16 protein-coding genes, 1 tRNA gene and 1 riboswitch are annotated in these 12670 nt (G+C 34.3%); of the genes, 14 read left to right on the top strand and 3 right to left on the bottom strand.

The window, feature by feature from the left end; translation table 11 throughout:
• Positions 1 to 160 precede the first annotated feature (160 nt).
• The 10 genes from aac(6') (at position 161) to HMPREF2805_RS05645 (ending at position 8592) form a co-directional block, all read left to right on the top strand.
• The gene (gene aac(6') / locus HMPREF2805_RS05690) at positions 161 to 589 is read left to right on the top strand and encodes an aminoglycoside 6'-N-acetyltransferase (RefSeq protein WP_075231760.1); all 429 of its coding nucleotides are present in this window, start codon (positions 161 to 163) and stop codon (positions 587 to 589) included.
• A 47-nt stretch (positions 590 to 636) separates the two neighbouring features.
• Entirely contained in the window at positions 637 to 1245 is a 609-nt protein-coding gene (locus HMPREF2805_RS05685; RefSeq protein ID WP_075231759.1) for a Type 1 glutamine amidotransferase-like domain-containing protein, read from the top strand.
• A gap of 106 nt (positions 1246 to 1351) precedes the next feature.
• Positions 1352 to 2242, top strand: coding sequence for an aminoglycoside phosphotransferase family protein (locus tag HMPREF2805_RS05680; RefSeq protein ID WP_075231758.1), 891 nt, complete (start codon positions 1352 to 1354; stop codon positions 2240 to 2242).
• A gap of 117 nt (positions 2243 to 2359) precedes the next feature.
• Positions 2360 to 2977 carry a DNA alkylation repair protein gene (locus HMPREF2805_RS05675; protein ID WP_075231757.1) on the top strand — a complete coding sequence of 206 codons (618 nt, stop codon included), beginning with the start codon at positions 2360 to 2362 and terminating at the stop codon, positions 2975 to 2977.
• Between the two features lie 551 nt (positions 2978 to 3528).
• Positions 3529 to 4128, top strand: a complete 600-nt coding sequence (locus tag HMPREF2805_RS05670) for a hypothetical protein (protein WP_075231756.1) — start codon at positions 3529 to 3531, stop codon at positions 4126 to 4128.
• Positions 4129 to 4320: 192 nt separating this feature from the next.
• On the top strand, positions 4321 to 5175 hold the full coding sequence (locus HMPREF2805_RS05665) for an ADP-ribosylglycohydrolase family protein (RefSeq protein WP_075231755.1): 855 nt from the start codon (positions 4321 to 4323) through the stop codon (positions 5173 to 5175).
• A 74-nt stretch (positions 5176 to 5249) separates the two neighbouring features.
• A complete protein-coding gene (locus HMPREF2805_RS05660; protein WP_075231754.1) occupies positions 5250 to 5816 on the top strand; it encodes a hypothetical protein in 567 nt (188 codons plus the stop codon).
• A 115-nt stretch (positions 5817 to 5931) separates the two neighbouring features.
• Entirely contained in the window at positions 5932 to 7722 is a 1791-nt protein-coding gene (locus tag HMPREF2805_RS05655; protein ID WP_075231753.1) for a DUF262 domain-containing protein, read from the top strand.
• Between the two features lie 97 nt (positions 7723 to 7819).
• The gene (locus HMPREF2805_RS05650; RefSeq protein WP_075231752.1) at positions 7820 to 8212 is read left to right on the top strand and encodes a hypothetical protein; all 393 of its coding nucleotides are present in this window, start codon (positions 7820 to 7822) and stop codon (positions 8210 to 8212) included.
• Positions 8209 to 8592, top strand: coding sequence for a hypothetical protein (locus tag HMPREF2805_RS05645; protein WP_075231751.1), 384 nt, complete (start codon positions 8209 to 8211; stop codon positions 8590 to 8592). Before HMPREF2805_RS05650 ends, HMPREF2805_RS05645 begins: the two co-directional genes overlap by 4 nt.
• Positions 8593 to 8729: 137 nt before the next feature.
• On the opposite strand, the gene HMPREF2805_RS05640 is transcribed toward HMPREF2805_RS05645, so the two are convergent.
• The 3 genes from HMPREF2805_RS05640 to HMPREF2805_RS05630 form a co-directional block, all read right to left on the bottom strand.
• Positions 8730 to 8801 (bottom strand) — tRNA-Arg (locus HMPREF2805_RS05640).
• Positions 8802 to 8909: 108 nt separating this feature from the next.
• Complete coding sequence (mscL, locus tag HMPREF2805_RS05635; RefSeq protein WP_075231750.1) at positions 8910 to 9290, bottom strand: large conductance mechanosensitive channel protein MscL; 381 nt, start codon at positions 9288 to 9290, stop codon at positions 8910 to 8912.
• Positions 9291 to 9361: 71 nt separating this feature from the next.
• The gene (locus tag HMPREF2805_RS05630; protein WP_075231749.1) at positions 9362 to 9796 is read right to left on the bottom strand and encodes a GtrA family protein; all 435 of its coding nucleotides are present in this window, start codon (positions 9794 to 9796) and stop codon (positions 9362 to 9364) included.
• Positions 9797 to 9824: 28 nt separating this feature from the next.
• A riboswitch (PreQ1 riboswitch) is annotated at positions 9825 to 9922 on the top strand.
• Here HMPREF2805_RS05630 and HMPREF2805_RS05625 point away from each other — a divergent pair.
• The 4 genes from HMPREF2805_RS05625 to HMPREF2805_RS05610 all read left to right on the top strand — a co-directional run bounded on the left by HMPREF2805_RS05625 (position 9920) and on the right by HMPREF2805_RS05610 (position 12503).
• Positions 9920 to 10429 carry a QueT transporter family protein gene (locus HMPREF2805_RS05625; protein ID WP_060955655.1) on the top strand — a complete coding sequence of 170 codons (510 nt, stop codon included), beginning with the start codon at positions 9920 to 9922 and terminating at the stop codon, positions 10427 to 10429. (Overlaps the previous riboswitch by 3 nt.)
• 115 nt (positions 10430 to 10544) lie before the next feature.
• Positions 10545 to 10958: a hypothetical protein gene (locus HMPREF2805_RS05620; RefSeq protein ID WP_075231748.1), complete on the top strand. Its 414-nt coding sequence runs from the start codon at positions 10545 to 10547 to the stop codon at positions 10956 to 10958.
• Positions 10959 to 10986: 28 nt separating this feature from the next.
• On the top strand, positions 10987 to 11634 hold the full coding sequence (locus HMPREF2805_RS05615; RefSeq protein WP_075231747.1) for a hypothetical protein: 648 nt from the start codon (positions 10987 to 10989) through the stop codon (positions 11632 to 11634).
• Between the two features lie 71 nt (positions 11635 to 11705).
• Entirely contained in the window at positions 11706 to 12503 is a 798-nt protein-coding gene (locus HMPREF2805_RS05610; RefSeq protein ID WP_075231746.1) for a formate/nitrite transporter family protein, read from the top strand.
• The last annotated feature ends 167 nt before the right edge of the window (positions 12504 to 12670 follow it).

Here is a 12670-nt window from a genome sequence, read left to right as displayed (position 1 = left end):
GAAATGATACGGTAAGTCCGAACCGCCGAGTGCGTGGCTCTGCTTTTCCTATCTGAGACAGTCGAAAAGTAGAAGGGGATGGTATTAGTATCAATCAATGAGTAACAAAGTAACAGCATGATTCGAAACATTTGCTTGTAATTTGCGGAGGAACATCAATATGGATGGAATAACAAAAGAATCTATAAAAACGGCTAAACTAATGAAACAATTATGGCCCCAATTGACCGATAAAGAAGCTATTGATGAAGTAAAAAGATATACGAATGGCAAAAATACTGCAATCTTTACTGAAGTTGAAGGTGACACAATTGTAGGTCTAGCACTATGTTCACTCAGATTTGATTATGTTGAAGGTTGTAAATATAGTCCTGTTGGATTCTTAGAAGGGATTATTGTCGACGAGGAATATCGTTTAAAGGATATTGCTAAAAATCTCTGTACAAAATGTGAGGAATGGGCGAAAAATAAAGGATGTAAGGAATTTGCAAGTGACTGTACTTTAACGAATACGGATTCTATAAGATTTCATCTCAATATTGGATTTCAGGAGGCAAATAGAATTATTCATTTTAAGAAGAAACTATAATTTCAGAACGTGGTCAAAATTTATGTATCTTTAGGAAGTGTGAAAGATTGGACGAACAAATTTTTTTGATAGGTGGAAATCCGCCGATCAAGAACCATACGATTGTTAATAAAATTGTGTCATCAAGGAAGATCGAAAGAATTGTCATTTTTACAGTTTATCGAGAAAATTGGGAACCGTATATGAAAAAGTACACGGAAGTTTTCCGCAGCCATTTTTCTAACCTAGACACTGATTACTTACTCTTGGACACTGAGCAGATTGATTTTGATAGCTATTTAGATGCTGATCTAATTATTATCGGTGGTGGAAATACGGAAAAGTATTTAGCTACTTACGTCAATCCGCAGTTCAAAAATTATATCGATCGTATGCTGAATAAAGGGGCGAAAGTTATGGGATTTTCTGCAGGAGCCCTATTATTAGGAGAAAAAGTCTATGTTTCACCTAATGATAATTCAGATCATCAGATAAAGATAAAAAATGGATTAGGACTCTTTAGTCAGTTTTTAATTAGTGTCCATTATGATTCATGGAATGATAAAGCTAATAAGGATAGAGCTGAAGAACTCGTTAATGTTCCCATAATTCCACTAAATGATCATTCATGTCTTGTATTGGATAAACTTGGAAATATCATAGAGAAAATTGACTAGTTTTCATTATCTAAATCTTGATCTAGGTAACTAAAGTGTAGACGAACTGGATAGGTTACTAGTGAAAACTGCAAAAAGTGTTGTGAAATGAATCGGAGAGTGCTTGATGGATTTTAGTAGTAAGATAGCTATAAATAAAGGCTGGTCAGATGATAAAAAATATTGTGTGACAGATCAATATCAGCAAAAATATTTCTTGCGTGTTTCTGATAAGGAGAAGTTAGATTCTAAAAAATTTGAATTTGATATGATGGAGAAAGTAGCTTCTCTTGGAGTTCCTATGTGTAAACCGATTAGCATAGAACTCTGCGATGACGAGGTACACTCTTTACACGAATGGATAGACGGGAAAGAAGCAAGAGAAACCATTTTAACTGTTTCGAAAGAACAACAATACACTTACGGAGTAGAAGCAGGAAGAATCCTTCAAAAAATTCATTCACTCCCTATTACAGAAGTTCGTGAAGATTGGGAAGTCTTTTATAATCGAAAAATTGATGACAAAATCTCCAAATACAAAGAATGTCCAGTTCAATATGAAAATGGTCAGATTTTTATTGATTTTTTAAATGCAAATAGAGAATTATTAAAAGATAGACCTCAGGTTTTCCAACATGGAGATTATCATATCGGGAATTTCATGATTGGTGAAGATCGTAAAATTTATGTCATTGACTTTGATCGATTTGATCTTGGAGATCCTTGGGAGGAATTCAATCGTATTGTATGGTCTGCTCAAGTCTCTCCTTCTTTTGCGTCAGGTATGATAGATGGATATTTTGATCATAAGGTTCCGGATTTATTTTGGAAACTTCTTGCTATCTATATTATAAATAACATAGTTGGTGCTCTGCCATGGTCTGTTCCTTACGGAATCGAAGAAATAGCAGTAATGCAAAATCAAGCTAAGGAAATTTTAGAATGGTATGATGATATGAAGCAAATCATTCCTAGTTGGTATTTGATTGAGAATAGGTTGAATAATAAAAGGGTTTAAATATCAATTTGAAAAAATGTCAAGATTATTTGCTCATATTATAATGAATTCAATTCTTTATTAATACCTATCGAGAAATATCTTGAAAATTGGGATGTTGTTTCGGGTTCAAGTTACATGAAAGAATATATTTTAAATTTAGAAAAAGAATTCTCTTTAATAGAAAATGGATTTAAAGAAGAAGAGCAAAGAGCTCTTGCTGACTATCTCTCGAACGATAATGCGTATACCAAAGAATTAGCATTTTTAGCCTTTAAATCCAATGTATATCAAGTTAGAATGTACAGTGTATTTCTCTTTGGATATTTGTCATCGTATGAAGAAATTTTGGTCTTCATGAGGGATGAGGTTTCAAAGGATGACAATTGGAGAGTTCAAGAAGTATTAGCAAAAGCATTTGATGAATTTTGTAAGCAAACAGGTTATGAAAAATCTCTTCCGGTTATTGACGACTGGCTTCAAAATAATAATCCAAATGTCAGAAGAGCTGTTACAGAAGGTTTGAGAATATGGACGAGTAGACCATATTTCAAGGATAATCCAGATGAAGCTATTAAACGAATCGCAACATTAAAAGAAGATTCTAGTGAGTATGTTAGAAAATCAGTTGGAAATGCTTTAAGGGATATTAGTAAGAAATTTCCAGAGTTAATTAAAGAAGAACTTGATAGTTGGGATGTTAAGAGTAAAGAGACTCAACAAGTTTACAAGTTAGCAAGTAAATTTATTAAGTGACAATTATCAGCTATAAAGTTGGAAAAATGGTAACTATAAAATAGTTTCATTCTAAAGTTTAATTTTAAACAACAACTCAGTCACTTTCATTCTATAATATAGAAGTTTGCTAACACAACATGTTGAGGCCGGTATCATTGCTTGTACGAGCTGAGGTATCAGAGAAGTAGAAGCAGATGTTCGGCCCATGCGATAGGACTCGTAGAATGAGGAGGGGCACCGACGAAATGATAGGGTAAGTCCGAACCGCTGAGAGTGTTTTTCTGCTCTAAAAAGTGAACGAAAGGAATAATGAAAAGCGTGAAGGTAGCTTCTCTAATCGAATAGAGGGTAAGAATCAGAGTAATAGTTCAAGTTGGGCTTCTGGATACTATAGTCTGACATGCTATCAATCTATTTCAGAAGCTGGACAAATTGTAGTAACTTTCCTTGAATGAACTAAGGTAGATTTATAGGAGACTGTGACTGTGAAGTTGCAGTCTTTTTAGGGGTTTAATGGTATAATGAGATTATAAATGTGTATAATATTTAAATTCTCTGGAGGACGCATAATGTTGAATTTAGTAAAAGGTCATCGAGTTAGCTTGGTAGAAAACCTGTTTGAGTCATTTACAAAGTTAACTGAACATCATTTGACGGCGAATGTACACGCAGAAAAAATATTAGAGGTTTTTCAACACTTTATTGCGATTCATGACGAGCCCTTGTTTTTTATTTTGGAATTGCCTGTCAGTATTGATAGAGAAAAAGTGATAGCAAAGAATATTATCAAGGAATCCCATAAGGATGTTTATTATATTGATGGTTGTTCAAGAGAGGAATGCCTAGCACTGTTGATTAGATACGGTGATTTGCTTATTAATGATGGACTTAGTCAGTTTGGATTTGGTGGGCATAAAAGTCATGATGAGATCATGCTTGATAGCTATAATGTTGTGACAATTTATAGTAAAGAACTATCGAAATTTAATGACTTTTTTGAACCTCATAATATTCAATTTGTAGAAGAACTAGTGACTGCTTGGAAAACTTTTTCTAAGACCTCACCAGGAATCTCTGAAATCTATGAAAGTAATGGAAAAACTGTTTATGATTTGCCTTTAGAATTAGCTGAATGGGGAATATATTTAGCTGAAACTCGAACAGAATAGGTATAGTTATAGATTAGAAATAGAATATTTCAATTCCTCTAATACCCGAAATTTAACTTGAGTCAATTTATAGAAGGAAAAGCTAGATGTAAGCACACGTTGAGGCTGTATCACTCTTTGTACAATCTAAAAAAAGTAGAGTAGATTTTTAGTATATTTATAGATGTGACATTGGACATTAGGAGGTATTTTATGTTAGGAGCAATAGTTGGAGACATTGTTGGTTCTGTTTACGAATGGGACAATATTAAAACGAAAGACTTTCCATTATTTCGTGAGGATTGTTTTTTCACTGATGATACGGTTATGACCTGTGCTGTTGCAGAAGCCATTATGAATGGCGGTCAGAAGGATAACTTTATTGACGCCATGAAGAAATATGCTAGGATGTATCCCGATGCAGGTTACGGTGCGAGATTTAGTAATTGGGTTGATGGCGACGATCGTGAACCATATAATAGCTTTGGCAATGGCTCAGCAATGCGTGTTTCTCCTTGTGCTTGGGTCATGGATTGTAGTTTCTGTGCCAGAACAGGAGCCTGGCCGTCCAGAAGAGCTCTTGCACGACTTTCTGCAGAGGTGACTCATAACCATCAAGAAGGGGTCAAGGGAGCTATGGCGACGTCTGATGCTATCTTTATGTGTCGCTATTACTTTGGAGGCTATAGTGGCGACTATGAGCAACCAATCAACGATAATCCTACAGAATGTAAGAGACTTATCAAGGAGCACATAGAGGAAGAGTATGGCTATGACCTATCGAAAACTCTGGATGAAATTCGTCCTACTTATCGTTTCAATGAAACTTGCCAGGATACGGTACCTCAATCTATCATTGCCTTTCTTGAAAGTACAGACTTCGAAGATGCTATCAGAAATGCTATTTCTCTCGGCGGTGATAGTGACACTCTCGCTGCGATAACAGGAAGTATAGCCGAAGCTGCTTATGGTATACCTGATTGGATTAAAGACAAAGCCTATACCTATCTAGATGAGCCTTTAAAAGATGTGCTCAGACGATGGGAAGAAACGATTGTAATAAAATAATAGTGTACTATTATAGTACGTAATTACTAATGTTAGAGTTGCAGTGATTAGATTTGAAGGAAGGCGGGTTATCGATGGTTATATTGGAATTGTACCAAAATGATTTTTCTAAAGATTTAGTCGTGTTTGATTCTTTAGAGGAGGGTAAAGCCTTTGTAGCTCAAATCCCTGGGTATACATTAGAAAACGAAGATGGTTTTGAAGTGGAGTATGTAAATCCTAAACACTTGCCGGATTATATGGAAATTGTGTTCAATGGAAATATTGTCCCTTTATCTAGGTTTTCGTTTAATTCTGAGGAAAATGTGGACATTATTTGGAAAGAGATTTCGAATCTATCGGTTAAAAACGATAAAGTGATTGAAGGAGCTACAAAAGTCGATGCCTATGTCGTTAATAACGATGAAGTCAAAGCTTATATCGAAGCAAGAGAAGGAAACTTTCGAAAGGCAAAAGACTTTTTAGAAGGCAATGGATTTGAAGTTGACAGAAGCTTTTTTGGAAGTGAAGACGGTGAGGCGATTGTCTACAGAAAAAAAGATACCGAAGATTGGCATTTCCTATGTCACTTAGACCCATCGTTTGTAGAGATTGAAGATGTAGAAGGATATGTGAAAGAAGCGATGGAGGAGCTACAATAGTCAACCAAAGTTCGTTTTAAGTTTGTAGGATTGCCAGTTAAAGCGATTTTATATAGTTTTTAAATAATCAATAAAAAAATGTAGTATTTTAGCAAATATAATCTGGAGGTTTAAGATGCCAACTACAATAGAAGTTAATAAGCAGAGTGTTGAGGCACTACTTGGTAGTGGAAGAACAAAACCATTTGTTATTCCAGAATATCAGCGTCCTTATGCTTGGACGGATGAACAGGTTGAAACACTGTTTGAAGATTTATGGGAATTTACCGTCAGTAATGGTGGTACTGAACGCGAAGGTTCGTATTTTCTTGGAAGTATCGTTTCGTATGAAAATGATAATGGTGAACAGGAAATTATTGATGGTCAGCAACGTATTACCTCTCTGTTTTTATTGTTAAGAGCGATTTACACAAAGCTATTTAATTCTCCATTATCAGAACGAACTCCAGAAGCGAACAATTTTATTGGTAAGATTGAACCTTCAATCTGGCGCACTAATAAACTGACTGGAACAGTTGATTATAAGACTACTCTTCTAACATCACGTGTTGTTAATAATGAAGGTAATGAAATTCTTCGTAAAATTCTCGAAACTGGAAGAGCAAATAAAGATTCTAAAGATAATTATTCTAGAAATTATATTCATTTTCAGGAGTTACTTGATAAACATTCAAGTGATAATCCCTTGATGATTTATCAGTTCATTTATTCCCTATTAAATCAAGCTATTCTTTTACCAATAACTGCTGATACCCAAGATACAGCATTGACTATTTTCTCTACTTTAAATGACAGAGGTTTACCGCTATCTGATGCTGATATATTTAAAGCTAAGATTTATAACCATCTTGAGGGAAAAGATAAGGAAATATTTATTGAACGCTGGAAAGAGCTTGATGAACAAGCTACAGCAGCTAATGAAAGTATCCAACAATTATTTTATTACTATATGTTCTATCTTAGAGCTTTGGAAAAAGATACTAAAAGTACTACACCTGGTGTCAGAAAATACTATTCGAGTAACAAATTTGAACGCCTTTATCAATCTGAATTATTAGATAATTTATTCGTAATGATCGAATTATGGAAAGTAATTAATAAAGGTGAAGTGCTGGAAGATGAGAGTTGGTCATCAAATATAAAGATAAAACAAACATTAGATACACTTACTTCATATCCTAATGAGTTCTGGAAATATCCGGTGATTATATATTATATTTGTTATCGTAAGGATAAAAACTTTGAGGATAAATTTGCAAGATTCTTAAACAAATTACTCGCTGAACTAATGACAAAATACATTCTTATTCCAACTATCAATGCTGTTAAAGGTGATATTTTGAAATTAAATTCAGCAATTGTTGTATCAGATATTCCTAAATTTGATTTCAAAGAACTAGACCAAGCTCAACTTGAAGCAGGAATCCAAAATCCTCACCGTAATGTGGTGAGAATGTTGCTTAAAACACTTGCTTATAAACATCAGGATTCATTATTACCAAGTAAATGGGAAATCGAGCATATCTTCCCTCAAAAATGGCAAACTAACTATTTTATCGATGAATCAGATGATAAAATCCGAGAGAAAATCGAGCATATAGGCAATAAATTACCATTTGAAAAGAAGTTAAATATTATAGCAGGAAATGGTTACTTTGCTAAAAAGAAAAAAGAATATGCAGCTTCTAAAATCGAAATCACAAAAGTTATGGGACTTTCTGAAATTCAAGAGTGGAATTTAGAGTCAATTTCGAAAAGAGATATCAGGATTTCAGATTCTATTATTGCAATTCTTAAAAAATGGAACAAAGAGTATTCGGTTATTACAAAAGAAATTGTTTCCAATAAACCTTCAGATGAGGATTTAGCTCGTATTGCTGAATTTAAGGAAAAAGGCTGGATTTAACGGTAAATCAATAATAAGTAGCTGTGCGCTTGTTTAAACTACTTTAGATTTTTATAGAGAAAGCGTGTGAGATGAGAAAATAGTGGAGAGAGATTTAATGCTAGAGTGGAAATCTATTATTCCAGAAGATGAATATGAAGCTAGTGCGGCTTTTAGTGAAAATAGTCATTACGAAATTTCTACGATGACTTTGAAGGGAAAGAAACATCTGATTCGATTGAAATTTCCCTTCTGTCATTTTTACCAAATCACAGATAGAGACTTATTTGATGCTCTTCATCAGATTCCTAGTTTGCCGGAGCTTGAATCCCCGATTTGTAAGCTAGAGACCAGTAGCCTGATTACAGAAGTGATTCATAGGGCGGGTGGAGTTTTGGCTGAAGAAGATTTGGTTCATTTTCGTATTTGTGCAAAGAATCTAGTCTTTGACTTAGTTATCTATAAAAATGAAGAGAGTGATCTAAGGATAGAAGAGGTTGAACAAAAATGAAGTGGGTTCATATTGGTGAGGAAATAGAGTATGATTGGTATGAATTACGGTGTCAACTTTCTCAAGAAAATAACCTGCAAATTTTTCTTGAGGCTTTAAAGAATCAAAAGCTCAAATACTGTATTGATTTTGGTAAGATTCTTTTTTGCAGATCCATCGATGAGGGGTGGGACCTGAATTTACTAGAAGAAGATTTACTCAGCGGACCAGAAATTCCCTGTTTATCAGATGGGATTTTACTTGAAATGAAAGACACTCACCTTAAAAACAGAGTTCAAAAGTTTTATCCTGCCCCCATCTATCACTACCAAGTACAGGGAATTAATTTTGGGATAGACGTCCTTACAGAGGCATTTCCGATTATAAAAAAACTAGACTGAAGCCTAGATAAACGTAAACCTTTTCAACAATAAAATAGACTCCATAATATCTATAGGGAATTTATCCACTAGAAATATTATAGAGCTTAAATCCTTACAGCTTTATCTACAGATTTTGGTAAGTTCTTTATAAAATATCCACCCTGAGGGAATCGAACCCCCATCTCAAGAACCGGAATCTTACGTGATATCCATTACACTAAGGGTGGAAACTTTAATTATTATATCAAAAAAGAGAGCTGAACTCAAGTTTTTTCTAAACTCAGCAAAAGGAGAATAAAAAAAGGATTCAGTATTGAAACGAATCCTCTATATGATTATTTTTTCTCAAGAAGAGCTTTGATTTCTTGAAGAACTTCCAATTCAGTTGGACCAGCAGGTGCTTCTTCAACAACCTCTTCTTTTTTAGTAAGGCTTTGAGCTTTTTCCATAGCTTTAATCACAAAGAATAGAACAGTACCAACTACAAGGAAGTTGATAATAGCACTCAAGAATTTACCGTAAGTAACACCATTCCATGCAAGCTCAGCTATGTTTTGTACTTTCGCAGCTTCCAAGGCTGGGTTCAATAGGAGTGGAGTGATGATATCATTAACAAATGAAGTAACGATAGCACCAAAAGCAGAAGCGATGATCACACCGACAGCAAGGTCTACAACGTTACCGCGGAGCAAAAATTCTTTAAGATCTTTTAACATTTTCTTCTTCCTTTCGAAATTTTTACAATCTAAATTATAACTTAATCATCTGTTGAATGCAAGAAATATGCTTAGTGTTTTTTAAAAACAAAAAATTTACTGAAGATATAGTTGAGGATTATGATTGTAACTTGTGCAAAAATAGTCTCAATTGTATTGATAGTATTGAGATTATCACCTACAAACTGACCGATAATATGGGGGAAACTCGTCACAAAAATAAAGGTCAGAAGAAGGTCTAAGAGGAAGGTAATGAATCTTGCGGTCGTAAATTTTATCAGACGATTGAACCAATTTTTTCGTTTCTGTTTAAAAACAATGGTATCATTGGTGAAAAAAGCAAACAAAATTCCAGTTATATTTCCCAGAGCAGTCGCCCATAATTCTTGTTGGAAAAAGTAAAAAATAGTGATACGAACAATGATAGAAACAAGTGTAGTTGCAACTCCAAAAAATAAGTAGGAGAGGATTTCATTGTCGAAAAATCTTTTTATGGATATTTTCATAAAAACAGTATAGCATAAAGGACATAAATGTGCTATACTTGAAAGGTTGACTTGTTCAACCCTTGGTGCTTAGCTTCTTTCACCAAGCATATTTTACGCGGGTTACTCGCTAAAGGAGAAAACATGAAAAAACTAACTATTCGTGATATGGCAGATATTGCCATTGTCGCAGCAATTTATGTGGTTTTGACAATCACACCACCCCTTAATGCTATCAGTTACGGTGCTTATCAGTTCCGTATTTCTGAAATGATGAATTTCCTTGCCTTTTACAATCCTAAGTACATTATCGGTGTTACTCTTGGCTGTATGATTGCTAATTTCTTCAGTTTTGGAATCATCGATGTCGCAGTTGGTGGAGGCTCTACGCTTGTCTTCCTAAGTTTAGGCGTATGGTTGTTTAGCAAATATAAAAAAGACTATCTTTTTAATGGATTGATTCGTAAAGATCATTTCTTCTTTTCAATTCTTTTTTCGATTTCAATGATCACCATTGCTGCTGAATTGAACATCGTAGCAGAAGCACCTTTCTTCTTAACTTGGTTTACAACTGCTATCGGAGAATTCGCTTCTTTGATTGTTGGTGCTATTCTTATCGGAAAAATCGGTAAACGACTTGATTTGACCAGATAAAGATATTACATCAAATATTTGTGAAAAGGGCTGAACTTTGTTTAGTCTTTTTCTTTGTCCATAAAACTAGTTGTTCAATAAAAGTGATATAATAAGGTAAAAAGGAACTTTAATTATGATAGATTATTTTTTGATTGGGCTAAAATCGATGATGAAAAGCTCGGTTTTGATTTTTGCTATTTACTTTATTTCCTTCCTTCTTTTACTGATTCTATGGCGTCGTTATGTGATTGTGCGTCAAAGTGGTGGAAACTTTTTTGCCCCGTTTCATATTGCTAAGGGAAGATTTTATATCCATAATGCTTATGTTTTTAAAAAGCGCATTATACCACTGAATAATATTAAAAAGATTGAGGTCGATTTTATTCCAAGTGTTAAACTGAATGGTGCTAGATATTTTTTGTGTATTGAACAAAAGAGCGGAAAAGCTCTAGCCTATTTCTTTGGCCAATCAAAAGAGAATGATAAGCTTGTCAGAAATTTAAAAAATGAAACGAAAAAGTATCATATCAAAGTTATCATTCACTGACAATTCCAAATATTGTAGAGGGATAAAGATGGAAAGGCTACAAATAATCAGAAATAATCAGCATTTAAGAAGATTACTTTTAGATGAGTGTGATATTTACTTTTGTGATCAAATTAGAGAGGTCCAGTTCTCTAATAACAATGAGGAATATTCTTTAGCTGGTCATGCATTTGCCCAGGACGATAGCGGGGGAGAATATGTAATTCTTGAGGATGAGAGTATCGGCTTTATAGGGAGTGAAGGCCAAGTTGGGAGGGTAGCAGAAAGCCTTGATGACCTGCTTACCTTCTTACTTCATGCTGGTTCTATCTCAGACTTTTCCTGTCGTTTGCTCTATCAAAACAAGCATTTGTTGGAAAAATTCAGTCAGGGATTTATCGACAAAGCACGACAAAACTACCAGTCAAAAGGCGAAAAGTGGGACAAAGTGAGAACTCTACTTGCGCAAGAGTTGGGACTTAAATTTCAGCCAGAAAAACTACAAGAGTTAGCCTTCAATTTTTATCAATCAGCGATAAGAACTCCACTATTTACTTGTAAATATGGTCATGGTGAGAATGAATATGTCTGCGATTCTGTTTTGTCAGATATTGTCGGCTTGTGTGTTTCAGAGCTGGTAGGGTTGACTGCAGAAGAAATTGAAGCTTTTACAAACACTAAAAACAATCAAATGTAAAGGACAAAAATTTATTTCCACTTAAAATATTTTATGTTATACTATTAACAATGATATTTTAAGGAGTTTATATGAGTTCGTCAGAATTTATTTCAAAGATTGATTATTATTGTCATAAGAAAGAAAGTCTATTTGACAAAAGTAAGTTCAAATATGCCATTCGTTCCATGTTAGCAGGTGCTTTTTTAACCTTTAGTACAGCCGCTGGGGCCATAGGTGCTGATCTACTCAATAGCATCGTTCCAAGTGCTGGCTATTTTCTTTTTCCCTTTGTATTTGCTTGGGGACTTGTTTACATTGTATTTTTAAATGCTGAATTGGTCACATCAAACATGATGTATCTGACAGCTGGAACATTCTTGAAGAAGATTGATTGGAAAAAAGCCTTTGTCATTTTGCTCTATTGTGCCTTTTTCAACTTAGTTGGTGCTCTGTTAGCAGGTTGGTGCTTTGCTAATTCATCGGCTTTTTCACACCTGACACACGACAGTTATCTTCCAAAGATTGTAGCTAAGAAGTTGGCACGACCTAGTGAGTTGGTCTTGTTGGAAGGGATTTTGGCAAATATGTTCGTAAATATTGCCATTCTATCTTCTATTTTGGTTAAGGATAGCAGTGCTAAGCTATGGATTATCTTGTCAGCTATTTCTATGTTTGTTTTTTTATCTAACGAGCATATTGCAGCTAACTTTTCATCCTTTAGCATTATTAAATTCAGCATTGTTTCTGACCAAATTGCTAACTTTGATATTCCTAATATCCTACGTCATTGGAGTGTCACCTTCATTGCTAACTTGATTGGTGGAGGATTCTTGATAGGCTTACCATACGCTTATCTTAATAAAAATGAAGAGACTTATGTTGATTAGTACAAGCTTTTGAAAATATAATGAAAATCAATAATAGAGGAGGTCGGGACTAAAAATCCAGACCTCGATTTTTTTGTCCAAAGAACCTTTTGATAAAAACGTTATTTTCTCTGTCTATAAATTCAAACATATTATTAGTTCATGGACTTTAGCTGAAAACTGAAGAG

Origin of the sequence: Streptococcus sp. HMSC034E03 (genome assembly GCF_001811505.1) — a bacterium.
GTDB lineage: Bacteria > Bacillota > Bacilli > Lactobacillales > Streptococcaceae > Streptococcus.
The sequence above is the reverse complement of the archived record's forward strand: the minus strand, read 5'-3'. Positions and strand labels throughout refer to the sequence as shown.